The sequence below is a fragment of the Amylibacter sp. IMCC11727 genome (assembly GCF_029854195.1).
GTDB lineage: Bacteria > Pseudomonadota > Alphaproteobacteria > Rhodobacterales > Rhodobacteraceae > Amylibacter.
The window spans coordinates 2,579,517-2,605,195 of the sequence record NZ_CP122960.1 but is presented as its reverse complement, the minus strand read 5'-3'; the positions used below and the strand labels follow the sequence as shown (position 1 = coordinate 2,605,195).

The window sequence follows — 25,679 nt, the reverse complement described above, 5'->3', positions numbered from 1 at the left end:
ATCCTTTGGTTTGGGCCAAGGATGTCGGGGTGCGGGGGTTTTGTCACTGCACGTCTGTGTGAGCGGCTATTTCAATTGATACGTGTCAAAGCCGATGTCGCCAGACCAGCGCCACGCGGTAAACACGGGCGCGCCAGTGGTTTGAGAGGTGTGCAGAACATTCGACGGGTGGTGGATGAACGCGCCTGTGTCGTGGGTGGTTGGGGTGTTGTTTTCGGTGGACCAAAGTGCGCGACCTGCGATTTGCACGAAGGTTTCTTCGGCAAGGTGGCGGCGCGGGCCATAGACGACGCCTGCCTGTTGCATACAGAGGCCAACACGCACGTGGCCGATTTTGAACAGGCCGTCCGGACCGACCAGTTCGCACATGGGCATTTGATCGGCGAGCGTGTCAGATATGCGGCCACTGCGGGCTTCGGACCCGCCCCAGGGGATAAACGGGATGGCGTTGATTATCAGGGGTGCAAGCGGGTGATCTGAGGTTTGCAGGGTTTGGGTCAGTGCCTCTGCGTATCTGGTTGAAAACAGGGGTGGCGCGTTCGGGATCAGGTCGGCCATGATCCGCAGGGCCGATGCGGCCTCTTGCGCGCCTGCGCGGCCTTCTTCATCAAATGTATCCGCAAGGGCGATGAACAGAGATTGAAGGGCGGATTTTCCTTGGGGCATTGGTGTGTCCTTAGAGCCGGAACGCGTGGGTGATGTCGGTGATGCAGTCTGATTGACTGTCAGACAGGTTTTCCCCCGCAAGGTTTTTGAGAATGGTCATCAAGGGTTCCACCGAATGCACCCCGTCAAATTTATAAAGACGGCGTGTGACGCGGGAAATTGCGGCGTCTGGGCGGCCACATTGTTGCATCAGCCAGCGGCCAAGAACCATGAGTTCTTCGGCATCTTTGGGCGATTGGTTTAACTGGTATTGCAGTTGCACCGCCAATTGATCCCGTTGGTTTTGGGTGGGCAGATCGTCGAGTTCCAAAAACGCGGTGGCGATGGTGGCGATGGCCACTTCGGGTTCGTTGATGTCATCAACGGGGTGCCCGTTGGTGCGGCGTTTGAAGCCGAAGCGACGGGCGGCAAGGCGCACATCATTGGCCGCATCCAAGATATCAACGGCGGCGTCTTTGGCGTTTCGCGCACGGTTGAACCAGAAATAAGCGGCCCCAGCGATGGCAATGAGGGAGAGGATAAATGGCATTGAAATGTGTCCCTTTTGATAAATTTGTTTTTGGTGCGGCGGCGGGGGCTGGCAGCCCCCGCACCCCCGCGGATATTTGCCCCAAGAAAAAGGCAATTTTAGGACTTAATCGCCGAGGATTTTTCCTGTGATTTCGGCGGTGTCTTTGGACAAGTTCGGCAGGGCGGCGATGCGGGCGAGTTGTTTGCGCATGAGCCCCTGACGCGAGGCATCGTAGCGCCGCCATGTTTCGAACCCGCCGCACATCCGCGCGGTGGTTTGCGGGTTTACGGGATCGAGTTTTATCAGCCAATCGGCGAAGAATTCATAGCCGCGCCCGTCTTTGCGATGGAACCCTGCGGGGTTCATCATGGCAAAGCCTGCGATCAGGGACCGATAGCGATTTGGGTTTTTCCAATCGAAATCCGGGTGTTGTGTCAGCGTTTTGGCCACATCGACGGCGGTGTCTGGGGGTGCGGCGGAAACCTGCACGGTGAACCATTTGTCGATAACAAGGCGGTCTGCTTTCCACTGGTCGTAGAAGGTGGCGGTGGCCTCTGCGCCTTGGCCGTTTGAGATAAGCGTGGAGAGGGCGGAGAGTTGTTCGGTCATGTTGTCTGCGGCGGCGAATTGGGCGCGGGCTGTGGCGCAGTCTGGTTCATGTTTGCTGATGAGGGACAGGACTGCAGCGCGCAAAGAACGTTTACCAGCGTCCGTTGCATCCGGGGTGTAGGGGCCAGATACGGCAAGGGAGGCATAGAGGTTTGGCAGATCGTCGGCCATGGTGTCTGCCATTGCTTTGGCAAGAGATTTTCGCGCGGTGTGGATCGCATCTGGGTCGGGTGTTTGGCCTGCGTCAAACAGGGACTGTGCCAGCGCGTCTTCGGAGGGGAGGGAGAGGACGAGGGCGCGGAAGGCAGGGTCCAGCGCATCGTTTGTGGCGACGGCGAGCATAGCGGCGGTGAAAGCGGCGTCGGGGTTTGTGCCCTTGGTGGCCATATCGGTGAGCAGGGACATGGCATAGTCGCGGCCTGCTTCCCATTGGTTGAACGGGTCGGTGTCGTGGGTCAGCAAGAAGGCGCGGGTGGCGTTGTCTACGGTGCGGTTCAGGATCACGGGGGCAGAGAACCCACGCAGGTAGCTGACTGTTGGGTGGGCTGACAGACCGTTGATTTCGAACGATTGTTCGTTGTCTGTGAGGGTGAGGAGTTGTTCTGGTGCGGCTTCTGATCCGTCGGCGCCGAGGAAGCCTGTGCGGATTGGGACGACCTGGGGTTTCTTGTCGGTTTGGCCCGGTGTGTCGGGGTTTGTTTGGGTGAATGTGAGGGTGAGCGTGTCGCCTTCAAAGCGTTCGGTAACGCCGATTTTTGGTGTGCCTGCTTGGGCGTACCACAGCGCGAATTGGCTGAGGTCGGTGTCGCAGGCATCTTCGAACACTTTGATCCAGTGTTCGATGGTGCAGGCTTGGTTGTCGTGGCGCTCGAAATACAGATCGAGTGCTTTGCGATAGTTTTCTGCGCCCACGAGGGTGCGGAGCATTCCGATGACTTCGGCGCCCTTTTCATAGACGGTTGCGGTGTAGAAGTTATTGATTTCGATGTATTCTTCGGGGCGTAGCGGATGGGCGAGCGGGCCTGCGTCTTCGCGAAATTGTCTTGCGCGGAGTTGTAGGACGTTTTCGATGCGGTTTACGGCGTGAGAGCGTTCGTCGCCTGAAAATTGTTGATCGCGGAAGACGGTGAGGCCCTCTTTCAAACACAGTTGGAACCAGTCGCGGCAAGTGATGCGGTTGCCTGTCCAGTTGTGGAAGTATTCGTGCGCGATGATGCCTTCGATCAGTTCGTAATCACGGTCTGTGGCTGTTTGCGGCGAGGCGAGGACGTATTTGGAGTTGAAGATGTTCAACCCCTTATTTTCCATCGCGCCCATATTGAAATCATCCACGGCGACGATCATGAACAGGTCCAGATCGTATTCGCGGCCGTATTCGACTTCGTCCCAGCGCATGGAGCGTTTGAGGGCATCCATGGCGTAGGCGCATTTGTCCTCATCCCCCGGGCGGACCCAGATTTCGAGAGCGACTTCGCGGCCCGACATGGTGGTGAAGCTGTCGGTGTGGGCGACAAGATCGCCCGCGACGAGTGCGAAAAGGTAAGCGGGTTTGGGGTGCGGGTCATGCCATTTGCCGTGGCCCTGTTTGTTGCCGTTTGAGAGCAAAACGGGGCTGTCGCCGTCGATGCTGACGGTGTAAATCGCCATCACATCAGGGCGGTCGTAGGAATAGGTGATTTTGCGGAAACCTTCGGCTTCGCATTGGGTGCAGTACATGCCGTTCGACATGTAAAGGCCGTTGAGGGAGGTGTTTGCTTCTGGATTGATTTCAACTTCGGCCGTCCAAGTGAAACCGTCTTGGGGGACCAGATCGGCGGGGATGGTCAGACCTTCGGCATCGAGCAGGATTTCATCCGACTTTAACGCAGTGCCATTGAGTGCAGCGGAGATGAGTTTCAAGTCTTGGCCGTGCAGGCGCAGGTCGTGCGGGCCATCTGTGCGGTCGCTGTTGGCGGTGAATTCGATGGTAGAGCGCACGCGGGTGGCCGTGGGGTGCAGGGTAAAGTGCAGATCGACGGTTTTGATCCAAAATGGTGGCTGTGTGTAGTCGGACAGGCGGATTGTGGGGGCTTGGGTGGGTTTCATCTTTGTGGTCCTTTGCTCGACTTTTTGGGGCAACGCCCTATGTCGTGATTGGTAACACAACCAAAGGAGATGACAATGTCAGCTACAGACACAAATCTGGACACCCAAAAACAGCGCCATAAAGGGCCGCTGGTGGGAATCGGATTGGTGCTTGGCCTTGTCGCCGTTGGGTTTGTCGTATTTTTCAGCACGCAATTTCTGCGCGGGGATGCGCCAGAAGGGGCTGCTGTGCAGATCGAAAGCACCACTGGCGCACGCGTCGAGGGTTAATTTCGAGTAGAGTTTGATGGGGGCTGACCTGCGGGTCGGCCCCTTTTTTGTGAGTTAAGAATTTCTAATCAATTTCATTAGCAAAGCGCGTTTGACCCGACGGGGTGGCTGGCGTAGGAGTGGTGCGATTTTTTGGAGGAATACCATGGCATACATCGAGAAACACGGGCTTCAGGTTGATACGCAATTGGCAGAGTTTGTGGAGGCGCGTGCCCTTCCCGGCACAGAAGTGGATGGCGACGCGTTTTGGAAAGGGTTTTCTGAAATCGTTCATGTGTTGGGCCCAAAGAACAAGGCGCTGTTGGATCATCGTCAAGATTTGAAGGCCCAGATTGATGCGTGGCACATTGAGCGCCGTGGTAAGTTGCATGACCGCGATGAATATCAGGCGTTTTTGAAAGACATCGGCTATCTGGTGGAAGAGGGTGCGGATTTCGAGATTGAAACGGCGAATGTAGACCCAGAGATTGCCAAGGTGCCTGGGCCGCAATTGGTGGTTCCGATCATGAACGCACGTTATGCGCTGAACGCGGCGAATGCCCGTTGGGGCAGCTTGTATGATGCGATGTATGGCACGGATGTTTTGGGGGATTTGCCAGAACCCGGCGGATACAATCGTGGCCGTGGGGGGCGCGTTGTGGCGCGCGCGCGTGTGATGCTGGATGATCATTTCCCGATTGATGGAACAAGCCATGCGGATGTGCGCACCTATGAGGTTGTGGACGGTGCGTTGCTGATGGACGGCAATCCGCTGCGTTCCCCAGAAAAATTCAAAGGCTATCGCGGGAGCCGTGCCAATCCAGAAGCGATATTGTTGCAAAACAATGGGTTGCACATGGAGCTGCTGTTTGATGGCAACAACATGATTGGCCGTCGCGATCAGGCAGCGCTGGCGGATGTGCTGGTTGAGAGCGCCATGAGTGCCATTATGGATTGCGAAGACAGCGTGGCGGCCGTGGACGCGGCGGATAAGGTTCTGTGCTATTCCAATTGGCTGGGCCTGATGAAAGGTGATCTGGAAGAAGAAGTCACAAAGGGGGGCAAGACTACGACCCGCCGTTTGAACCCAGATCGCGAATATACGGCCCCTGATGGCAGTGCGTTTACCCTGAAAGGGCGTGCGTTGTTGTGGGTGCGCAATGTCGGGCATTTGATGACGAACCCGTCTATTTTGGACAAAGACGGGAACGAAGTGTTCGAAGGTCTGATGGATGGCATGATGACCACGTTGATTGCCATGCACGATTTGAAGCGGGACAGCGGCAATTCGGTGCATGGATCGGTTTACGTGGTGAAGCCCAAAATGCACGGCCCAGATGAGGTAGCCTTTGCTGCTGAGGTGTTTGACAAGGTTGAGGATATTCTTGGCCTGCCGCGTCACACCGTGAAAATCGGCATTATGGACGAAGAACGCCGCACAACAGTGAATTTGAAAGAATGTATCCGTGCGGCCAAACATCGTGTGGCGTTTATCAACACTGGATTCTTGGATCGCACGGGGGATGAAATCCACACCTCGATGGAAGCGGGGCCGTTTTCGCGCAAAGATTTCATTAAACGCAAAAGCTGGATCGGGGCCTATGAAAACCAGAATGTAGATGTGGGTTTGGAATGTGGTTTGCAGGGCAAAGCGCAGATCGGCAAAGGCATGTGGGCCGCCCCTGATATGATGGCCGCTATGATGGAAGAAAAAATCGGGCATCCTCGGTCTGGTGCGAATTGTGCTTGGGTGCCAAGCCCAACGGCGGCCACGTTGCACGCGCTGCATTATCATCAGGTGGATGTGTTTGCGGTTCAGGACAAGATCAAGGCGGGCGGTCGTCGGGGCCATGTGGAAAACATTTTGGATATTCCATTGGCGACCTATCGCGCATGGAGTGATGATCAGATCACACGCGAAGTGGAAAACAACGCGCAAGGGATCCTTGGGTATGTGGTGCGTTGGATCGACCAAGGGGTTGGCTGTTCCAAAGTTCCAGACATCAACAATGTGGGCCTGATGGAAGACCGTGCCACCTGTCGGATTTCATCCCAGCACATTGCCAACTGGTTGCATCACGGTGTGGTGGAGCGCGATCAGGTGATGGAGATCATGCGGCGCATGGCGTTGGTGGTGGACGAGCAAAACGCAGGTGATGCCGCCTATACGCCGATGGGCCCTGATTTTCAGGGGCTGGCTTTTCAAGCGGCATGTGATCTTGTATTCCTCGGCACTGTGCAGCCAGCGGGCTATACCGAGCCAATCTTGCATGCACGTCGACTGGAATTGAAAGGGTCACAGTAATGGCTGGATTGAATTTGGCGAAATGCCGCAAAATTGTACGCGCGGCGTTTGCCAAAGGGAAAGAGCTGGATATGCAGCCCTTGTCTGTTGTGGTGCTCGATACGGGTGGTAACGTTTTGGCGTTTGAAAAGCAGGACGGTGCGGCCCCCGGCGGGTTCCATGTTGCAGATGGCAAAGCCAACGCCGCAGTTAAGATGGGTGTTCCCAGTTCCAAAATGATGGAGCGGGCGGAACAACAGGTGTATCTGACGGATGCGCTGAACGGAGCTTATGGTGGGCGATTTGTGCCTGTTCCTGGTGGCGTGTTGGTTAAAGACAAAAAAGGCGCGATCATGGGCGCGGTTGGGGTTTCTGGGGATACGTCTGAAAACGATGTACTGTGCGCCATTGCTGGGATCGAGGCTGCAACGTTCACAGCCGAAGGGTAATGCCACGTAGGTTTTGAAGGATTGAGGCGCCTTTGGGCGCCTTTTTTCATGGGCAACACCGCGTATCAGTGTGCTGCCCCTTGCATCCAAGGAAGCGATTGGTCACATTCTGCGAAACAAGCAAAAGAAAGTGGTCTGTTATGCGTCCTGTTGTTGGCATTACTGGAAACTCTTATCTGATTGATGACAGTTATCCTGTGCAGGCTTGTGGTATGCACAACATCGAGGCCGTGTCCAAGGTCAGCAACGCCACGGCGTTGATTGTGCCTGCTTCGCCTGATTTCAACACGATTGACGAACTGTGTGCCATGTTCGACGGGTTTGTGTTTACGGGTGCGCGTCCAAATGTGCATCCTGAAGAATACGGTGAAGAGGCCACCGCAGCGCATGGGGATTTTGATCGGGATCGTGATGGACTGACCCTGCCGTTGATCCGTGCCTGTGTGGAGCGCGGCATACCCATTTTGGGGATTTGTCGCGGTTTTCAGGAATTCAACGTGGCTTTTGGTGGCACGCTGTATCCTGAAATTCGTGATTTACCGGGCCGTATGAACCACCGCATGCCCCCTGACGGTACGATTGAGGAAAAATTCGCCCTGCGCCACGATATTAATCTGGAAAAGGGTGGCGCGTTTGAGGCGATTTGGGGCACGGACGTTGTTCGGACCAATTCGCTGCACGGGCAAGGAATTAAAGACGCGGGCGAGCGGATTGTGATTGAAGGCTATGCGCCTGATGGCACGCCAGAGGCGATCCGTGTGGAAGGCGCATCTGGTTTTGCGTTGGCAGTGCAATGGCATCCTGAATGGCAAGCGGGCATAGACACGGTTTCAAAACCGTTGTTCGAAGCCTTTGGCCAAGCCATGAGCACCTATCGTGCGAACCGCATGGGGGCGCAGGCGGCAGCGGAGTAAACCCCACCGCTGCGTTTGGCGGTTACGTATCCGCCGCGACGGTTTGGTTTTGCACGCCTAACCCATCAATGTGCAGTTCCATTGTATCCCCTGCTTTGAGGAATTGAGGTGGTTTCATCCCCAATCCAACACCCGGGGGCGTGCCTGTGCTGATCACATCACCAGGGTGAAAGGTGAACAGCTGGCTGAGGTGTTCGATAATTTCGGCCACGGTGAAAATCATCGTGGATGTGTTGCCTGTTTGGCGGCGTTCCCCGTTGACATTGCAATACATATCAAGGGCTTGTGGGTTTGGAACCTCATCTTTGGTGACGAGCCATGGGCCAGTGGGCCCAAAGGTGTCGCAGGATTTTCCTTTGGTCCATTGCCCTGTCAAATTGGCCTGAAAGTGGCGTTCGGACACATCGTTGACGATGCAATAGCCTGCCACATAATCCAGTGCATTTTCTTTGCTGACGTATTTTGCCTCGGTTCCGATGACGACACCCAATTCCACTTCCCAATCGGTTTTTTCGGACCCGCGTGGCATGACAACGGTGTCGTTGGGGCCGACGATGGCTGAGTTGGCTTTGAAGAACAGGATCGGGTGTTCAGGGATTTTTGCGCCCGTTTCGGCGGCATGATCAGAGTAGTTCAAACCGATACATAGGAATTTTCCGATGTCGCCAACACAAGGCCCGATGCGCGGATTTCCATCCACAATCGGCAATGTGTTTGGGTCGAGTGCAGTGAGGCGGGCAAGTGCGGCATCTGACAAATGCGCGCCGTTCACATCATCAATCTGGCCTGAAAGATCGCGGATATTACCCTCTGCATCCATCATACCTGGTTTTTCTGCGCCCGATGGGCCGTAGCGAAGGAGTTTCATGAGATGGGGTTCCTTTAACTGGCCCAACCGCCGTCGATGACGTGGGTTTGGCCCGTGGTGAATGCGCTTTCGTCGCTGGCAAGATATACGACGAGATTGGCGATTTCGTCTGCAGTTGCGACTCGACCCATGGGTTGACGCGACACAAATTGTTCAAGGGCAGCGTCATAACTGCCCAGTTGTTCCCCAAGGGCCGTAACCCGTTCGTGCCATGACGGGCTTTCGACTGTGCCTGGGCAAATGGCGTTGCAGCGGATGCCTTGGGTGACGAAATCTTTGGCCACGGATTTGGTGAGCCCCACAACCGCCGCTTTGGATGCGCCATATGCAAAGCGATTGGGGGCCGCGATAATTGAAGACACGGCAGACGACATGTTGATGATAGAACCGCCCCCCTGTTCGAGCATGTGAGGCAGGGCCGCTTGGGTTGCGATAAACATGGCGCGCACATTCAGATTAAAGGCGAAATCCCATTCATCAGTGGTGCAGTCCAAGATCGTGCCGTGATGCACTACCCCTGCGCAATTGAACAGAACGTTCGGTTTTTTGGCGTTCATGGTGGTTTGAACGGCGGTATCATCCAAAACGTCCAACACCTGTGTTTCGATGGCGTCGTGGTGCAAATCTGCCAGTAAATCGGCATTCACATCCGTTGCAATCACCCGTGCGCCCGTTTCCGCCATGGCCAGTGCGGAGGCGCGTCCAATCCCTTGCCCTGCGGCAGTCACAAGAACGGTTTTGCCAGCAAGGCGGAGCGGTTGAGACATGATAAGACCTGTATGGATGTTTGGGTTGCGCAAGTATTGCTGTGTTCGATGAAGGGGGCAATGGAGATTTCAGGTAGGCCGAATTTTGTGCCACAAAATGGCTTGGGTTGTTTTAGCGATGCGGTGGTTTTAGAAGGCGGCTATGACGACACAAATCAACAGAACCCTTTCAGTAGCCCCTATGATGGATTGGACGGATCGCCATTGCAGGTATTTGCATCGGCTGCTGTCCAAACATGCGCTTTTGTACACTGAAATGGTGACGGCACCTGCGGTGATCCATGGGGATCGGGATCGGTTGTTGGGATTTCATGAGGCCGAACATCCCGTTGCCTTGCAGCTGGGTGGGTCTGATCCTGCGCAGTTGGAAACGGCCACGCGGGTGGGGTGTGAATATGGTTACGGTGAGGTGAACCTGAATGTGGGGTGCCCATCGGATCGGGTGCAATCGGGTAAATTTGGCGCGTGTTTGATGCGTGAGCCTGACCTTGTGGCCGATTGCGTGCAAGCGATGCGCGAGGGATCGACGGGGGCCGAGGTCACGGTGAAATGCCGTATTGGTGTGGACGATCAAGTGCCTGCTGATGTGTTGCCTGCGTTCCTTGAAACCGTTTCGGCACGGGGGGTGCGCTCTTTCACTATTCATGCGCGGATGGCGTGGTTAGAGGGGCTGTCCCCGAAAGAAAACAGAGATATCCCACCTTTGGACTATGAACTGGTTCATCAGATGAAAGCCGCATTTCCGCATCTGGAAATTGTGCTGAACGGTGGATTAGCCACGCTAGATCAAGCCAAAGAGCATATTGATCGTGGGCTGGACGGGGTGATGTTTGGGCGTGCGGCCTATCATCAGCCAAGCGATATTTTGGCAAGTGCGGACCGGGTGTTGTTTGGCGGTGATGCGGACAGTTCGGCGCATGAGGCGGTTTTGAACATGCTGCCCTATATTGAGGCACATTTGGCGCAAGGTGGACGGTTGAACCAGATCACGCGTCATATGTTGGGCCTGTTTGCTGGGCGACCAGGGGCGCGACAATGGCGGCGCACTTTGTCTGAACGGGCGCACACAGAAGGCGCTGGGCCTGAGGTGGTGGAATTGGCTCTGTCACATGTGCAGCCCATTGCGGCGGAGTGATCTGTCCGCTACCAAAAGGCATCTTATGCGGAGCGTGTTATGCCTGAAATGACCACATTGATCCCGATGATTATCCTGCTGATGGCCATTGGTGCGTTTGCGGGTGTTATGGCGGGATTGCTGGGCGTTGGGGGCGGTATTATCCTGGTGCCTGCGTTTTTCTATGCCTTCGCAGCCCTTGGGTACGACAACGCGCAATTGATGCAGATTTGTTTGGCCACATCACTGGCCACCATCGTGTTTACCTCCATCCGTTCGGTGCAATCGCACAATAAAAAGGGCGCGGTGGATTGGGATATCCTGAAAGGCTGGGCCATTGGGATTGCGATTGGGTCTGCCATTGGGGTTGTTGCGGTAACAGGGCTGCGATCCAGTCAATTGCAGGTTATTTTCGGGATTTTGGGGCTGATTGTTGGGCTATATTTGGCCTTTGGTCGTGCTGAATGGCGTTTGGGTGAAAAAATGCCTACGGGTGTTGGGCGAGCGATTACATCCCCTGTTCTGGGGTTCATGTCTGTGCTGATGGGCATTGGCGGGGGCAGTTTTGGTGTGCCGCTGATGAGCCTGTTTGGTGTGCCGATCCATCGCGCGGTGGCCACGGCTGCGGGGTTTGGTTTGGTGATTGCGGTTCCCAGTGTGATTGGGTTTCTATTTGGCAATCCAGATGCGGAAAACCTGCCGCCGTTTACAGTTGGCTATGTGAATGTGCCTGCGTTTTTGCTGATCATTTGCATGACGTTGATCACTGCGCCGTTGGGTGTGAAAATTGCCCATGCGATGGACCCAAAGCCGTTAAAGCGGGTGTTTGCGTTTTTCCTGATGCTGGTGGCGTTGAATATGCTGCGTAAGGTGTTTTTCGGTTGAGTTACCACGACACGGGATGGGTCAAATTTGCCCCTGATCCACGGATGACAGCGTGGATTGAGGCGGCTAAGCCTGCGGCCATTCGTGTGGCGCAGGACCCTGATATGCAGCGCGATTGGTTGCGCTGTGGGGGAACGTGGTTTGTAGGGGTGAATGCCCTGCCAAATTTGACGGATGGGTCTGTGAGCGGTGTGCCGTTGGCGGGGCAGGCGGTTGATTTTGTGCATGAATATATCAAGCCAGAGCCGATTTTGTGGGACAGTGCGCAGGTGTCTGTGTGTTATGAAGGCTATCCCCAGCCGTGGGAGGGAGAGAGCGACGCGGCGTTGGCGTTTCGGCGCAATCGGGATGCGGCGCATGTGGATGGGTTGCACGGTGAAGGGCAGCCACGGCGGCGGTTTCTGCGCGAATTTCATCAGTTTTTGCTGGGGATTGCGTTGACGGACAGCCCAGCTAAGGCAGCACCTTTTGTGATCTGGGAGGGATCGCATAAAATTGTGCAGCGCGCATTTTCAGAGGCGTTAGCTCCCTATCCTGTGGCGCAGTGGCCAGAGGTGGATTTGACTGATGTGAACATGGCCACGCGGCGCGAGATTTTTGAAACTTGCCCGCGCGTGGAATTGCCGCTGAAGACGGGCGAAGCCTATGTCATTCATCGCCATGCGCTGCATGGGGTGGCCCCTTGGGAAATGGGGTTAAAAGGGCCGATTGAAGGGCGCATGATCGCGTATTTCCGCCCCGCCGATGAGTCGAAGATGCAGCAGTGGGTAGACGCGGATTAACGGGTTTGTTTCAGGATGACTTGGTTGTTGGCGACAACCGCTTCGTCCAGTTGGGATAGGAAGCTGATGCCCAAAAGGTTTGAATGATCGAGCCCTTTTGGGGTGATCGCTGCGTCCACATCAGTGGCCAGAATGCGTGTGCCGACGCGAATTTCAGTAAGGGAAATGGTGGCGATATCCAAAAGCCCCGCAGCGGTGCGCACAGGTGTGTCATAGCTGAGCGCGTCAACGTCAATTCCCGCAGCTTGCGCAGTTTCATAATTGAGCAGAACCAGCGATGCGCCCGTATCAATAAGGGCACGGGTTTCAAGGCCGTTAATCGTGGCTTCGGTTTCAAACAGGCCGTCACGCATGGGCACAAAATGCTGTGTCACGGTTTCCACAGATGCGGCAGACAAGACGATGGTTTCGTTGTTGGCGATCAGAGTTTTCTGACGCCATTCAACGGAATATTCCAACAGCCCCAAGATGCCGACGACAAAAACGCCCCAAAAGGCCCAGCGTGCCGTGTTGCGGTGGGATTTTGCGCCAAGGATCAGTTGGCCCGCGATAATGCCGCCCAAAAACAGGGCGACCGCCAGAGACCATTTCAGATTTGCGTTTAAAACGAGGTCTATCAGCTGCACGTCTTTGCGCCAAAACACGATGCCAAGCACCGCGACAATTGCCAGATATATCCACCGCATGATGTGTTTCCTTAACGGATTTCGCCTGTATGTGGTGGATGTTAGCGAAATATTAACGCTTTGTCATCTGACAGTTTTGTGCGTTACCTGCGGTTGCGGCCACGGCGTTTGCCGCGCAATTGGGGTGCGCGGGCGGGCAGTTCTGCTTTGACACGGGCGCGGTCTTCTGCGGACATTTTGGACCACTGCGCGATTTCATCCAACGTGCGATGGCATCCGATGCACAGCCGTGCTTCGGGGTGGACGACACAGATTTTCACGCAGGGGCTGTCGATTTCGTTTCGTTTCCAGACTTCGTCCATCACAGACCCTTTTTGATATGCGCGAACCGATCCAGCGCCCCTTGCAAGATATAGCCAGCGGCCACATGGTCAATTACTTCTGCACGTTTGGCGCGGGAGGTGTCTGCTTCGAGCAAGGCGCGTTCAGCGGCCACTGTGGATAGGCGTTCATCCCACAACAAAACAGGCAAATCACGGCGCTGGGCGAAGTTGCGCGCAAAAGCGCGGGTTTTCTGGCAGCGGGGCCCTTCGGAGCCATCCATATTGCGTGGCAGGCCAAGGACGAGCCCTTTGGCCGAAGTGGCGTCAATGATCGCTTCGAGCGCGGTCGCATCAATGCCGAACTTTTTGCGTTTGATGGTTTCGCGTGGGGTGGCGATGGACCAGAGAACGTCAGACAGGGCGATGCCGATGGTTTTGTCCCCAAGGTCGAGCCCCAAAAGGGGTGCGTTGGCGGGGATTGCCGCCAAAAAATCGTGGGCGTCTTCGAAGGCTTGGGTCAATTGATGATCTCTGCGGCGCGGGCGGCTTCGGTTAGGACGGTCATGGCGTCAGCGTTGTCTTTGAAGGTTTCTTTTGCTTCGGTCCAGATGGCATTGGCGTTGCCCCGTTCGCCTAGAACCCCATAGGCACGGATCAAACGCGCCCATTCGGCGGGTGTACCGCCATCAGTGGCCAGACGATCCGCAAGACCAGAAACCATGCCACGGATCATATTCTGTCGGTCCGCGTCAGACATTTGGTTGGCGTTTTCGATATCTTCTTGGCTGGGGCCCGATTGGGGTTGTGATGTCAACGGAATGCCAGCGGCGCGGGCCACTTGAGGCAGCTGGGATTGGATCAGCGGAATCCACGGCGCATCAGCAGGTCCTTCTTCGAGCAGACCTGCCCACATGCGGTAGGCCACATCGGGGCGACCTGTTTGGGCCAGTGCGAGGCCCGAATAATAGCGTGCGCGTTGATCGCGTGGATTGCGGTTAAGGGCTTGGGCCAAGGCGCTTTCGGCTTCTGGGGAGACATATCCGCCTGCGGCTAAGATCATGATTTCGCCCATATCCGTAAAATCAGACGGGCGGGCGTTGTCCCCAAGCACATCCATCAGTTGTTGTTGGGCGGCGCGGGCGGCTGACATGTTGCCAAGGCGTGCTTCGTTGTCCACGAGCAATCGCAGGCCCGTTTGGTCTGTTGGGTTCTGGGAAACCGCATCGCGCAGTTGGGCTACGAGGCTTTCTAGTTGTGCGTTTGCCTCTACATCGAGCTTTGTGGCGGCGGCCTCGGCGGTGGATTGGCTGGGGCGGTTTTCGCGGGCCTGTTGTTCGGCGGCAAGGCGTTCGGTTAAGGGCAAATCGCGCAAACCTGGAACCCCGAGTTGGGAATAGAGCCAAGCGCCACCCAAAAAGGCGCAGGCCACGATGGCAAGAGCGACGGTGTTGGCCTGTTTCGGGGCAGGGGTTGCCTCCGTTTCGGTTTGTGCGCGTTTGTCCGCAGACAGCAAGCGGCGGGCGACTTCGACACGGGCGGCCTCTGCCTCTTCGGTGTTGAGAACGCCGCGCGATAGATCCCGTTCGACTTCGGCGATTTGGTCTTTGTAGATGGTCATATCCTGTTCGGCGGCCTTGGGCGCCGAGGGGTCGCGACGGATCAGGGCTACGACCAAGGGCGCACCCACGATAACGATCAAACCTGTGGCAAGTAGCCAGAACATAGACGCACCTGTGCGGATGAAATGTTCCCTGACACATAGTCTGCTGGCCTGAGCAACGCAAACCCCATCGGCAGGATGATGCTGCGACGAATTGAAACCGCGCAAATGTCGGGAATCGCTCGCGCTATGTCGTTTGGCCTGTTACGAGTCGCCCGTGAAAAAGGGGATACGGTGGCCAACTGCCACTGCCTCTATTTGTCCCGTCACAAGACACCAGTTTTCGGAGCCTGCCCATGAAACGTTATTCCGCCTTTGCAATCGCGCGTGAAGCTGCACGGTATCACACCGGATGGGAGCGCGCATGGCGATCCCCAGAGCCGAAGAAAGAATATGATGTGATCATCATTGGCGCAGGGGGCCATGGTTTGGCCACAGCGTTCTATCTGGGCAAGAATTACGGCATCACCAATGTGGCGATCATTGAAAAAGGCTGGCTTGGCGGTGGGAACACAGGCCGTAACACGACCATCATTCGGTCGAACTATCTGCAGGACCCTTCAGCGGCGCTGTATGAAAAGGCGCGGTCTTTGTACGAGACCATGAGCCAAGACCTGAACTATAACGTGATGTTTTCCCCGCGCGGCGTGATCATGCTGGCGCAGACCGAACACGAAATTCGCGGCTATCAGCGCACGGCACACGCAAATGCGTTGCAAGGCGTGGCGACAGAGTGGATTGGCCCTGAGAAGGTAAAAGAGATCTGCCCGATTATCGAGCTGAAGGGGCCACGGTTCCCAGTGCTGGGTGGGTTGTGGCAACCCCGTGGCGGCACGGCGCGTCATGATGCGGTGGCGTGGGGGTATGCCCGTGCCTGTTCTGATATGGGCATGGATATTATCCAGAAGTGTGAAGTCACGGGTGTGAACCAAGCCAATGGTCAGGTGACAGGGATTGAAACCTCCAAGGGTCCGATTGGCTGTAAGAAGCTGGGCATGGTGGTTGCGGGGCATTCAAGCGAGCTGGCCAATATGGCGGGCTTCCGTTTGCCCATGGAATCCGTGGCGTTGCAAGCGTTGGTATCAGAGCCGATCAAGCCCTGTATGGACGTGGTGATCATGGCGAACACCGTGCATGGGTATCTGTCACAGTCCGATAAGGGCGAGATGGTGATTGGCGGCGGGACGGATGCGTTCAACAACTATACCCAGCGTGGATCGTTCCACCATATTGAGGAAACAGTGCGGGCGTTGTCTGAAACCTTCCCAATGATTTCACGCCTGAAAATGCTGCGCCAGTGGGGCGGAATTGTGGATGTGACAGGGGATCGGTCCCCGATCATTGGCAAAACACCGCTCGGTGGCTGTTTCATCAACTGTGGTTGGGGCACAGGCGGGTTTAAGGCCATTCCCGGATCAGGTTGGGCGTTTGCGGAAACGGTTGCCAAAGGCGAGCCAGGGGAATTGGCATCGGCGTTCGGTATGGAGCGGTTTATCGAAGGACGCTTTATTGATGAGAGCGTTGCTGCTGGGGTGGCGCACTGATGTTAGTCGCTGCCTCCACTACCGTCATCTCCAGCCCAGCTGGTACTTGTAACGTTTTGGCCGCGCGACAACCTTTTGTTGGCAGATTGCTTGCTCAGGCGATCCTTTGCGTGAAGACAGAAAGCGAGAAAGCCGAGCAAAAGCCAAAGCGGCCAAAGTGCCATAATGTTCCAAAAAACGTCCAAGCGTTTTTCCCTTTAATGAAAATGCGAGTTTTGGTTGAACATCTGCTGCGCGTTCGTGACATCGCGCTGGGCGGTGTCCATCTTGGCGGCGTTCGGATCGGTTTCATCGACGACCGTTTTGCCCGTGCGTTTTTCCCAAATGGCAATGCCAACGCCAGCGACCAGAAGAATTCCGAATATCCAAACAACAAGTTCCATGTTTTTCAACATATGGTTGAAAAGGCTGACTTTCAAGGAGCCGCGAAATGCTACTCTTAACCTGTCCAAACTGCGGCATTGCCGCTGAAGAAACTGAACTCTCTGCGGGGGGCGAAGCCCATATCACGCGTTATGGGGCGGGGTCTTCGGATGATAACTTCGAAACCTATATGTTCATGCGCAAGAACGCTAAGGGGGTTCATTTTGAACGCTGGCGGCATGTGAATGGCTGTGGGAAATGGTTCCATGCGGCGCGGTGTACCATGACGCTGGAAGTGTTTGGGACCTATTCGGCGCAAACGTTTGAGCCGCCCAAAGACCTGATTAAAAAGATCAAAACAAAACGCCCTGACTGGGAAGGATTTGTGAAATGAGCACACGTCTGCAAAATGGTGGTCGCCTGATCGACCGCAGCCAAAAGGTTGAGTTTAACTGGAACGGCAAGCGTTTACAGGGGTTCAAGGGCGACACGCTGGCCTCTGCTTTGCTGGCCAATGACCAGGTTCTGGTAGGTCGTTCGTTCAAATACCACCGTCCGCGCGGCATCGTTGCGGCAGGTCCAGAAGAGCCGAATGCGCTGGTGGCGCTGGGCGAAGGTGGCAAATACGAGCCGAACGCACGGGCCACAACAACCGAGCTGTTTGACGGGTTGGACGCTAAATCACAGAACCACTGGCCTACGCTGGAATTTGATGTGGGCGCTGTGAACAAGATGATGTCGCGGTTTTTTCCGGCTGGGTTCTATTACAAAACATTCATCGCGCCGCGTTTTGCGTGGAAGCATGTGTTCGAGCCGATCATTCGTAAAGCAGCGGGTTTAGGCCCTGCGCCTAAGGCCGAAGATCGTGATGCGGATACTTACGAATATTTCTATGCGCATTGTGATGTGTTGGTTGTGGGCGGCGGGATCGCTGGGCTTGCGGCGGCATTGCAAGCGGGCCAGTCGGGCGCAAAAGTTCTGTTGCTGGAGCAATACGCAGATATCGGTGGGCGTGCGCCTGTGGATGGTGTGGAAATTGACGGTAAACCTGCACAAGACTGGATTGATGCAACGGTTAAGGCATTGGAAGCGCTGCCAAATGTTCGTGTGCGGACGCGCACGATGGGGGCAGGGGTTTACGATCACGGCTATGCGCTGGGGTATGAACGCCTGACAGATCACGCGCCTAAGATCGCTGGGCCGCGGCACCGTTTGTGGCGCATTCGAGCCAAACAGATTGTGACAGCAACGGGTGCGATTGAACGCCCGCTGTCTTTTGCTGGTAACGATATTCCAGGTGTTATGCTGGCAGGTGCCGTGCGCGATTATGCGGTGAACCACGGTGTGTCCGTTGGGGATCGTGTGGCCGTGGCAACAAACAACGACGATGCCTACCGCACCGCGATTGCGTTGAAAGAGGCAGGGCTGGATGTGCCTGTCATTATTGACGCACGCCCTGTTGCGGACGGCCCATTGCCAACCAAAGCCCGCGATATGGGTATTCGCGTTGAAACGGGCAAAGCAGTGTCATCTGTGTACGGTGGCAAACGTGTGACGTCCGTGGGCATTTGTTCACAGGCTGGCGAGGGCACAAAGACCGATGAGGTTGCCTGTGATGCAGTGGCCATGTCTGGTGGCTGGTCCCCTGTTGTGCATTTGTGGTCCCATTGCGGGGGCAAGCTGACGTGGGACACAGATACGGCGATGTTCCGTCCTGATCCCGCGCGTCCACCGCTGGGCGACAATGGCGAAGGATTTGTGTCTGTTGCCGGTACGGCGAACGGGCATCTGGATGCGGCAGCGGCATTGGCTGACGGTTTCGCGGCTGGGGATGCAGCGGCGGCGGTGACGGGGTATAAATCCGTTGTAAAAGACGCACCCGTTGCAAGTGCGGAGGCCGAAGCGCCAATTCTGCCAGTTTGGTCCATGCCACAGGGTATGAGCAAAAAATTGCAGATGAAAACATGGCTCGATTATCAGAACGATGTGAAAGTTTCTGATGTGCGCTTGGCCGCACAAGAGGGGTATGAAAGCGTTGAACATACCAAGCGGTATACAACGCTTGGGATGGCGACAGATCAAGGTAAGTTGAGCAACATCAACGGTTTGGCTGTTCTGGCCGACAGTTTGAACGCGGACATTCCGCAAGTTGGGACAACCACGTTCCGCCCACCATACCACCCGATTTCCATGGGTGCGATTGGCGGCGAAGCCTCGCGGCATTTGTTCAAACCGCTGCGCCGTAGCCCGATCCACGAATGGACTGATGCGAACGGTGGCTTCTGGGAGCCTGTGGGTGATTGGCGTCGTCCGTATTGTTACCAGAAAGACGGCGAGAGCGTGACAGAGGCGGTGCATCGTGAGATTTTGCAAACACGAGACAGTGTTTCGATTTTGGATGCCTCGACGCTTGGTAAGATCATCGTAAAGGGGCCTGATGCGGGCAAGTTCCTCGACATGCTCTATACCAATATGATGAGCAACCTGAAGGTCGGCCGGTGTCGTTATGGTTTGATGTGTTCGGAAAACGGGTTTTTGTCGGATGACGGTGTTGTGGCACGGTTGGATGAAGAAACGTTCCTGTGTCACACCACATCTGGCGGGTCAGATCGCATTCATGCGTGGATGGAAGAATGGTTGCAGACGGAATGGTGGGACTGGAAAGTCTATACCGCCAATGTGACCGAGCAATACGCGCAAATCGCGATTGTGGGGCCGAATGCGCGCAAAGTGATTGAAAAGATGGGCGTCGAGGATATGGATGTGTCCGCTGAAGGCATGCCGTTCATGACGTTTGCGGATGGTAAGATCGCGGGCATTCAGGCGCGTCCGTTCCGGATTTCATTTTCGGGTGAGCTGTCCTATGAAATCGCCGTTCCTGCGGCGCAGGGGCAAGCGTTCTGGGATGCGGCACTGGCGGCAGGGGCTGAGTTTGGCATGACGCCTTATGGCACCGAAGCCTTGCACGTGATGCGGGCCGAAAAAGGCTTTATCATGATCGGCGACGAAACCGATGGTACGGTGATCCCGCAGGATTTGAACCTGCATTGGGCGATTTCCAAGAAGAAAGAAGATTTCTTGGGCAAACGGGCCATGGAACGGCCAGACATGGTGCGCGAGGATCGCTGGCGTCTTGTTGGGCTGGAAACGGAAGACCCGAATGTTGTGATCCCAGACGGGGCCTATGCCGTAGATGGCACGACGCGCCCGAACGGGGTCAAACACATGATTGGGCGGATCACATCCACTTACTTCTCACCCACGTTGAAACGTTCTATTGCCATGGCGCTGGTTGAACATGGGCCAGAGCGGATGGGAGAAACCATCAAGTTCGCACGGGTTGATGGTACAACCATCAATGCAAAAATCGTTGATCCAGTGTTCTTGGATAAAGAGGGGGCACGTCAAAATGTCTAATGTTATCAGTGCAGCACATGGTGCGAGCTTTGACGGTGCAGTCCGTGTAGAGGATGCAGGCGTTAAAGGAATGATCACGGTTCGAGGTGACCTGTCGTCTGCAAAAATGGCCAAAGCGGTGAAATCTGCAGTGGGTCTGGGCATGCCAGAAGTGCGCGGCGTTAAGGTTGGAACCAAAGGTGGCGTCGCGTGGATGTCCCCTGATGAGCTGATCCTGTTTTGCGATTACGCCGATGCAGATAGCGTGGTGGCAAAGTTGGAAAAGGCGCTGAAAGGCGAGCATTTTCTGGCCGCAAATGTATCGGATGCACGGGCGTTGTTTACCCTGACGGGGGACGGCGTACGCGAGGTGATCGCCAAAGGGACACCTGCGGATATGTCTGTAGAGGGCTTGCCGCTTGGTGAAATGCGGCGCTCCCGTCTGGGGCAGGTTGCGGTTGCATTTTGGCTGACAGAAGAGGGTAAGCTGGAACTGGTTTGCTTCCGCTCTGTGGGGCAGTTTGTGTACGAATGGCTGGTGAATGCAGCTGCGAAAGACACGCTTCCGAACCATCTTTGACTAAATAATAGGGCGATTCTGATGAGTCGCCCTTTTGAGTCCATTGTTTTGTCCTAAGAAACAGTGCCGCCACATTTGTCTTAATTGTGACATTTGAGAAACTGTAGCGGTTTCTGAGTTAACTATCTGTAAAATATAAGAAAATTATAGATTTAGGACTGTTTTTGATGGAAGTTTACCATCGGCTTGGCACATAGACTCCCCACAAAAGAACACAATTTACCTCAAATACGTCTCATTCCTCCGCGATAACTGGACCATCAATCGCAACCAAAGACCGAGTTCGGTCAAAGGAGGTACAGTATGTTTAGTATGGGTAAAATCGCTGGATTGTTCGCCATCGCGCTGACAACGACAGCTTGTGTATCTTCCAATAATGCTTCGCAGAACCTTGTGACAGAGGCTCCATCTGCAGTTTTCACTTCTGTGCCGACAACACAGCAAACAGATCAAACGCTCAGCTTTTTCCCTCAGGAAAACCAAGTTGCATCGTTGAACACAACAGCCATTGGCGTTGCTTCGCAGTATGAAGTGGTCGATGTGCAAGTGGCCGTGCCAGAATATCTGGTCGTGTCCGAAGCGGATGTTTATGTGCCAAAGGCCGATATCGTCTGGCGCGAAGACCCGCTGGGGGACCGCCGTGCGCAGGTAAAAGCGATCATGACGGATGCGTTGAGCAAGGGAACAAACGCGCTGGTTGGACCGCGCAAAGTTGTAATGGCGGCCCGCGTGAACATGTTCCATGCGATCACCGAAAAAGCGCGTAACACCGTGGGTGGCAAGCACAATGTGCAGTTTGACTATGTCCTTTTGGATGCAGAAACGCGCCAGCCTGTGACCACAGTGCAAAGCATTGATGCGTCCTTGAAAGCCTTTGGTGGCAGCAAGGCATACCGTGCGATGCGCGAAGGCAAAACGCAAAAAGTTCGGATCACGAACCATGTTGCGGCCCAAATCCAACAGGCGCTTCGCGCACCTGTTAAAGGGTAACGCCCCTAAATGAATTCAGGAAAGACGGCCCCACGTGGGCCGTTTTTTGTTTCGCCCGTTGGGCAGAGCAGGTATGGGGCGTTTATGACAGATCCACGCCCAGAAATCCGCTTTCGCCCAAACAAGTCACCCCAACGTGTGCGCCATGGTTTTCCATGGGCCTATGACAACGAGATTGTCACGGATCGGCGCACGAAAAAGATTGCCGCGGGGACAATTGTTGATCTGCTGGACACGGATCGCAATTTTGTGGCGCAGGTGGCGTTTCATCCCACATCGAAAATTGCCTGTCGTGTGTTGGAGCGGGATCGCGGTGTCGCCATTGGTATGGACTGGCTGGCGGCAAAGTTGAGTTTTGCCAAGGATCACCGTGATCGGTTGTTTGCTGAGCCGTTCTATCGCTTGATCCATGCCGAGGCGGATGGCCTGCCGGGGCTGATTATTGATCGGTTTGGCGATGTGTTGGTGGTGCAGCCAAATGCGGCGTGGATTGATGGGTTGATGGGAGAATTAACCGAGGCCATCGCGCAGGTGTTTGGCGAAGTGACCATCATTAAGAACGCCAGTGGCCGTGCCCGTGGATTGGAAGGCCTGTCAGAAGAGAGCGAAGTTTTTCGCGGGTCTGTGGATGGACCGATTGCGGTGCCAATGAATGGGGCCACCTATTTGGCGGATGTGCTTGGCGGGCAGAAAACGGGGCTGTTTTTTGATCAGCGTCCGAACCACGCGTTTGCTGCATCTTTGGCGCAAGGGGCTGATGTTTTGGATGTTTTCAGCCATGTTGGTGGGTTTTCACTGGCGGCTTTGGCGGGTGGTGCATCCACTGCATTGGCCGTTGATGGATCGGCGGCTGCCTTGGGTTTGGCCAGTGAGGGAGCGGCAAAATCTGGCTTTGCTGCGCAATTTGATACCCGCAAAGGCGATGCGTTTGACGTGATGACGGCACTGGCGAGCGAAGGTCGAACCTTTGATGTGGTGGTTTGTGATCCCCCTGCATTTGCCCCTGCAAAACCTGCGCTGCAAGCGGGTTTGCGGGCCTATGAAAAAGTGGCGCGAATGGGGGCAGCATTGGTGCGCCCTGGTGGGTATTTGGTGCTATGTTCCTGCTCTCATGCGGCGGATGTTACCAGCTTTCGTCAGGCAAGTTTGCGTGGGATCGGAAAAGGGGGGCGTGTGGGGCAGATTGTGCATACGGGCTATGCCGGAGCGGACCATCCTGTGCATCCAAATTTGGCGGAATCAGCATACCTTAAGTCGTTGTTTTTAAGGCTGCAATGACCCGCGTTTTGATCGACACTTGCGTTTTGTACCCGTCGATTCTGCGCAGTGTTTTGATGGGCTGTGCCAAGGCGGGATTGTTTGAGCCGCTGTGGTCCGCACGCATCCTTGAAGAATGGCGGCGAGCGGCGGCCCGCAATGGAGTGGCCGCAGAGGCGGGCATCGAAATTGCGATGCTGACGGCAGATTGGCGCGATGCAAATGTGACAGTTGCTGATGGGGCCGAGGATGACATTGTCTTGCCAGATCAGAACGATAGACATGTTTTGGCGGCTGCGATTGAAGGGAATGCAAACGAGCTGCTGACCGCAAACACTGGGGATTTTCCAACCCGTGTATTGGCGCAGTATGGTGTGATCAGGCGGCATCCAGATGAATTTCTGTTGGAACTGGCACTGGCACAGCCTGAGGTGGTGTCTGAGGTGATTGACCGTGTTCACGCCATGGCGGAAGCGGGCAAAGGTGAACGGGTTAACCGACGTAAAATGTTGCAGAAATCGGGTGTGCCACGGATGGCGAAATGGGATGCAGGGGTGGCCTGTTAAGGGTTTGGCTCCATGAGAAAACCACCGAACACTCTTGGCCTGAATGTTAACAAAACTTAAACGTCGACACGTTTGTTTGGACGTGTCGACGTTAAGGGTTTGTTCAGACATTGGTGGCGGAGGTGGTGGGGGCTTTATCGCTGAGGGGATGAGGGTTTGCGCAATGCGACAGGGCGTCAAACTGTATGGTTGTCCCCCATGTGTATTCCCGCAATTTTATGATAAACTTCCAAACATCCCCGATCCCAGAAAGGAACGTGAAAATGATTGCTTATGTCACGGTTGGTGCCCGCGATATGGCCCGCGCTGAACGGTTCTATTCTGCGTTTTTACTCGCCCTTGGATACCGCCTTGAACGGTATCACGGGGACCTGAGTTTTATCCCACCTGTGCCAGAGGGGCAGACACAGGTATCGCCCGATTTTTACGTTAAGAAACCGTTCAATGGGGAAACGCCATCAGCGGGTAACGGGGGGATGGTGGCGTTTGATGTGGATACCCAAAAAGGCGTGCGTGATTTGCACCGCGCGGCGGTTGCTGCGGGCGGCGTGGATGAGGGCGCGCCTGGATTTCGCGCGTCCTATGGGCCGCATTTTTATGTAGGATATTTGCGCGATCCTGATGGGAATAAGATCGCGCTGTTTAGCGATAATCCAAATGAACCAAGCCGCGAAGGGTAAGGCGCGGACCGCTTATTCCCCTGCGGCGGCTTCGGCCTCTTCCTGCGTGGCCTGTTTGCCTGCGGTCCAGAACCCATCGTATTCTTCACCCGTGGCATAGACCATTTTGCCGTTGCCTTCCCGTTGGCCGTTTTTAAAGCTGCCGGTGTAGACATCGCCGTTGGCATAGGTTGCGACACCTTCGCCATTGATTTCGCCGTTGGACCAGTTGCCGTCATAGCTGAACCCATCAGGTAGGGTGATCTTGCCACGGCCTTCGCGTTTGTTGTCGACATACTGGCCTTCGAACACTGCGCCATTGGGGTAGGTGACACGGCCCTGACCACTGCGCACGCCTTCGACCCAATTGCCCTCGTACGAATGACCATCAGCATAGATGATTTTACCAAAGCCGTGATTTTTCGCATTTTTGAGTGCACCAATATAAACGGTGCCGTTCACATCACGAATGGTGCCTTCGCCTTCAATCTTGCCGTCCACCCATTCGCCTTCGTAGGTGGTGCCATTGGCGTAGGTGATTTTGCCTGTGCCGTTTGGCTTGTTGTCTGCGAAGTTGCCTGTGTATACTGTGCCGCTTTCGTAGGTTTGCGTGCCTTTGCCCGATTTGACGTTGTTTTTCCAATCCCCTTCATAGCCAATTCCAGCTTCGTTGGTCAGTTTGCCTTTGCCATCGCGCATGTCGTTGGTGAAGTTGCCTTCGTAGATGAAGCCATTGGCAGAGGTCATTTTGCCCACACCATTGCGGCGGCCTTGGACCATTGGGCCTTCGTAAACAGAGCCGTCCGCATCTTTGTAAACGCCAATGCCGTCAAAGTTGTTGTTGGAAAAATCCCCTTCATAGGTGCGGCCGTCTGGCAGGGTTAAGAACCCTTTGCCTTCGCGCACACCTTCGAGCACTTGGCCCTTGTAGGTGGCACCATCGTGATAGGTGATCAGGGCTGTGCCTGTCATCTTACCTTCGACCCAGTCCCCATCATACCGATATCCATCGGGGGAGGTCATCACCCCTTTGCCGTGGCGTTTCCCTGCGAGGAATTCCCCTTCGTATACGATGCCAGAGGCAAATTTTGCCACGCCGGTGCCGTGAATTTTGCCGTTTTTCCATTCCCCATCGTATGTTGTGCCGTCGGCGTAGGTGATTTTGCCGATACCTTCGGATTTGCTGTCAACAAATTCACCCTCATAGATGGAGCCATTGGGGTATCGGGCCACGCCCGTGCCACGGATTTCACCGTTCACCCATTGGCCTGTGTATTCATAGCCGTTGGGCAGGCGATATGTGCCTGTGCCGTGTTGTTTGCCGTCTTTGAACGTGCCCTCATAAATGCCGCCCGTGTCATACTGTTTGGTGACAATTTGTTCGGACGATTGGGCCAGTGTTGCAACCGGTGCAAAGGTTAAAAGGGCAGCTGCCGTTGTGGCGTGGATCAGCGATGTGGTCTTGGTCAAAGTTTCCCCACGGCTGGTGCGCCGCGCTCCCTCGGTCTTGCGATTGGCGTTAACTGTAAGTC

26 protein-coding genes are annotated in these 25,679 nt (G+C 55.3%); 15 read left to right on the top strand and 11 right to left on the bottom strand.

Annotated features, from left to right (window positions below; all coding sequences use genetic code 11):
- Window positions 1–66: 66 nt before the first annotated feature.
- The 3 genes from QBD29_RS13180 to pepN all read right to left on the bottom strand — a co-directional run bounded on the left by QBD29_RS13180 (window position 67) and on the right by pepN (window position 3,871).
- Window positions 67–666, bottom strand: a complete 600-nt coding sequence (locus QBD29_RS13180; RefSeq protein ID WP_280098554.1) for a dimethylsulfonioproprionate lyase family protein — start codon at window positions 664–666, stop codon at window positions 67–69.
- A 10-nt stretch (window positions 667–676) separates the two neighbouring features.
- Window positions 677–1,195 carry a hypothetical protein gene (locus tag QBD29_RS13175; RefSeq protein ID WP_280098553.1) on the bottom strand — a complete coding sequence of 173 codons (519 nt, stop codon included), beginning with the start codon at window positions 1,193–1,195 and terminating at the stop codon, window positions 677–679.
- Window positions 1,196–1,300: 105 nt separating this feature from the next.
- Window positions 1,301–3,871, bottom strand: a complete 2,571-nt coding sequence (gene pepN, locus QBD29_RS13170) for an aminopeptidase N (protein WP_280098552.1) — start codon at window positions 3,869–3,871, stop codon at window positions 1,301–1,303.
- 75 nt (window positions 3,872–3,946) lie between these two features.
- Here pepN and QBD29_RS13165 point away from each other — a divergent pair, with 75 nt between their 5' ends.
- The 4 genes from QBD29_RS13165 to QBD29_RS13150 all read left to right on the top strand — a co-directional run bounded on the left by QBD29_RS13165 (window position 3,947) and on the right by QBD29_RS13150 (window position 7,767).
- Window positions 3,947–4,141 (top strand): hypothetical protein, encoded by a 195-nt coding sequence (locus tag QBD29_RS13165; RefSeq protein WP_280098551.1) that lies wholly within the window; start codon window positions 3,947–3,949, stop codon window positions 4,139–4,141.
- Between the two features lie 145 nt (window positions 4,142–4,286).
- Complete coding sequence (locus QBD29_RS13160) at window positions 4,287–6,425, top strand: malate synthase G (RefSeq protein WP_280098550.1); 2,139 nt, start codon at window positions 4,287–4,289, stop codon at window positions 6,423–6,425.
- Complete coding sequence (locus QBD29_RS13155; protein WP_280098549.1) at window positions 6,425–6,853, top strand: heme-binding protein; 429 nt, start codon at window positions 6,425–6,427, stop codon at window positions 6,851–6,853. Before QBD29_RS13160 ends, QBD29_RS13155 begins: the two co-directional genes overlap by 1 nt.
- Window positions 6,854–6,993: 140 nt before the next feature.
- Window positions 6,994–7,767 carry a gamma-glutamyl-gamma-aminobutyrate hydrolase family protein gene (locus QBD29_RS13150; protein ID WP_280098548.1) on the top strand — a complete coding sequence of 258 codons (774 nt, stop codon included), beginning with the start codon at window positions 6,994–6,996 and terminating at the stop codon, window positions 7,765–7,767.
- A 22-nt stretch (window positions 7,768–7,789) separates the two neighbouring features.
- Here the strand turns inward: QBD29_RS13150 and QBD29_RS13145 are convergent, their stop codons facing one another.
- Window positions 7,790–8,635 (bottom strand): fumarylacetoacetate hydrolase family protein, encoded by an 846-nt coding sequence (locus tag QBD29_RS13145; protein ID WP_280098547.1) that lies wholly within the window; start codon window positions 8,633–8,635, stop codon window positions 7,790–7,792.
- A gap of 14 nt (window positions 8,636–8,649) precedes the next feature.
- On the bottom strand, window positions 8,650–9,402 hold the full coding sequence (locus QBD29_RS13140; protein ID WP_280098546.1) for an SDR family oxidoreductase: 753 nt from the start codon (window positions 9,400–9,402) through the stop codon (window positions 8,650–8,652).
- 142 nt (window positions 9,403–9,544) lie between these two features.
- Here QBD29_RS13140 and dusA point away from each other — a divergent pair, with 142 nt between their 5' ends.
- From dusA to QBD29_RS13125, 3 genes are read left to right on the top strand one after another with little or no spacing between them, the layout of a single operon-like run.
- The gene (gene dusA / locus QBD29_RS13135; RefSeq protein WP_280098545.1) at window positions 9,545–10,537 is read left to right on the top strand and encodes a tRNA dihydrouridine(20/20a) synthase DusA; all 993 of its coding nucleotides are present in this window, start codon (window positions 9,545–9,547) and stop codon (window positions 10,535–10,537) included.
- A 39-nt stretch (window positions 10,538–10,576) separates the two neighbouring features.
- Window positions 10,577–11,401 carry a sulfite exporter TauE/SafE family protein gene (locus QBD29_RS13130; RefSeq protein ID WP_280098544.1) on the top strand — a complete coding sequence of 275 codons (825 nt, stop codon included), beginning with the start codon at window positions 10,577–10,579 and terminating at the stop codon, window positions 11,399–11,401.
- On the top strand, window positions 11,398–12,183 hold the full coding sequence (locus QBD29_RS13125; RefSeq protein ID WP_280098543.1) for a hypothetical protein: 786 nt from the start codon (window positions 11,398–11,400) through the stop codon (window positions 12,181–12,183). The genes QBD29_RS13130 and QBD29_RS13125 overlap by 4 nt, the downstream gene beginning before the upstream one ends.
- Here the strand turns inward: QBD29_RS13125 and QBD29_RS13120 are convergent.
- The 4 genes from QBD29_RS13120 to ccmI all read right to left on the bottom strand — a co-directional run bounded on the left by QBD29_RS13120 (window position 12,180) and on the right by ccmI (window position 14,855).
- Window positions 12,180–12,869 carry a TIGR02281 family clan AA aspartic protease gene (locus tag QBD29_RS13120; RefSeq protein WP_280098542.1) on the bottom strand — a complete coding sequence of 230 codons (690 nt, stop codon included), beginning with the start codon at window positions 12,867–12,869 and terminating at the stop codon, window positions 12,180–12,182. The genes QBD29_RS13125 and QBD29_RS13120 overlap by 4 nt on opposite strands.
- 83 nt (window positions 12,870–12,952) lie before the next feature.
- A complete protein-coding gene (locus QBD29_RS13115; RefSeq protein WP_280098541.1) occupies window positions 12,953–13,174 on the bottom strand; it encodes a DUF1289 domain-containing protein in 222 nt (73 codons plus the stop codon).
- Window positions 13,171–13,653: a Holliday junction resolvase RuvX gene (gene ruvX / locus QBD29_RS13110; protein WP_280098540.1), complete on the bottom strand. Its 483-nt coding sequence runs from the start codon at window positions 13,651–13,653 to the stop codon at window positions 13,171–13,173. Before ruvX ends, QBD29_RS13115 begins: the two co-directional genes overlap by 4 nt.
- Complete coding sequence (ccmI, locus tag QBD29_RS13105; protein ID WP_280098539.1) at window positions 13,650–14,855, bottom strand: c-type cytochrome biogenesis protein CcmI; 1,206 nt, start codon at window positions 14,853–14,855, stop codon at window positions 13,650–13,652. The genes ruvX and ccmI overlap by 4 nt, the downstream gene beginning before the upstream one ends.
- Before the next feature lie 233 nt (window positions 14,856–15,088).
- On the opposite strand from ccmI, the gene QBD29_RS13100 reads away from it, so the two are divergent.
- Entirely contained in the window at window positions 15,089–16,336 is a 1,248-nt protein-coding gene (locus tag QBD29_RS13100) for a sarcosine oxidase subunit beta family protein (protein WP_280098538.1), read from the top strand.
- A 197-nt stretch (window positions 16,337–16,533) separates the two neighbouring features.
- Here QBD29_RS13100 and QBD29_RS13095 read toward each other — a convergent pair whose 3' ends face one another.
- Window positions 16,534–16,719, bottom strand: a complete 186-nt coding sequence (locus QBD29_RS13095) for a hypothetical protein (RefSeq protein WP_280098537.1) — start codon at window positions 16,717–16,719, stop codon at window positions 16,534–16,536.
- Window positions 16,720–16,766: 47 nt separating this feature from the next.
- On the opposite strand from QBD29_RS13095, the gene QBD29_RS13090 reads away from it, so the two are divergent.
- The 7 genes from QBD29_RS13090 to QBD29_RS13060 all read left to right on the top strand — a co-directional run bounded on the left by QBD29_RS13090 (window position 16,767) and on the right by QBD29_RS13060 (window position 24,168).
- Window positions 16,767–17,093, top strand: a complete 327-nt coding sequence (locus tag QBD29_RS13090) for a sarcosine oxidase subunit delta (protein WP_280098536.1) — start codon at window positions 16,767–16,769, stop codon at window positions 17,091–17,093.
- Window positions 17,090–20,116, top strand: a complete 3,027-nt coding sequence (locus QBD29_RS13085; RefSeq protein ID WP_280098535.1) for a sarcosine oxidase subunit alpha family protein — start codon at window positions 17,090–17,092, stop codon at window positions 20,114–20,116. The genes QBD29_RS13090 and QBD29_RS13085 overlap by 4 nt, the downstream gene beginning before the upstream one ends.
- Window positions 20,109–20,675, top strand: coding sequence for a sarcosine oxidase subunit gamma family protein (locus QBD29_RS13080; RefSeq protein ID WP_280098534.1), 567 nt, complete (start codon window positions 20,109–20,111; stop codon window positions 20,673–20,675). Before QBD29_RS13085 ends, QBD29_RS13080 begins: the two co-directional genes overlap by 8 nt.
- 303 nt (window positions 20,676–20,978) lie before the next feature.
- Window positions 20,979–21,665 carry a DUF6778 family protein gene (locus tag QBD29_RS13075; protein ID WP_280098533.1) on the top strand — a complete coding sequence of 229 codons (687 nt, stop codon included), beginning with the start codon at window positions 20,979–20,981 and terminating at the stop codon, window positions 21,663–21,665.
- A gap of 84 nt (window positions 21,666–21,749) precedes the next feature.
- Complete coding sequence (locus tag QBD29_RS13070) at window positions 21,750–22,943, top strand: class I SAM-dependent rRNA methyltransferase (RefSeq protein WP_280098532.1); 1,194 nt, start codon at window positions 21,750–21,752, stop codon at window positions 22,941–22,943.
- Window positions 22,940–23,488: a PIN domain-containing protein gene (locus QBD29_RS13065; protein ID WP_280098531.1), complete on the top strand. Its 549-nt coding sequence runs from the start codon at window positions 22,940–22,942 to the stop codon at window positions 23,486–23,488. Before QBD29_RS13070 ends, QBD29_RS13065 begins: the two co-directional genes overlap by 4 nt.
- A gap of 263 nt (window positions 23,489–23,751) precedes the next feature.
- A complete protein-coding gene (locus tag QBD29_RS13060; protein ID WP_280098530.1) occupies window positions 23,752–24,168 on the top strand; it encodes a VOC family protein in 417 nt (138 codons plus the stop codon).
- Between the two features lie 12 nt (window positions 24,169–24,180).
- On the opposite strand, the gene QBD29_RS13055 is transcribed toward QBD29_RS13060, so the two are convergent.
- The gene (locus tag QBD29_RS13055; RefSeq protein ID WP_280098529.1) at window positions 24,181–25,617 is read right to left on the bottom strand and encodes a 2-isopropylmalate synthase; all 1,437 of its coding nucleotides are present in this window, start codon (window positions 25,615–25,617) and stop codon (window positions 24,181–24,183) included.
- Between the last annotated feature and the right edge of the window lie 62 nt (window positions 25,618–25,679).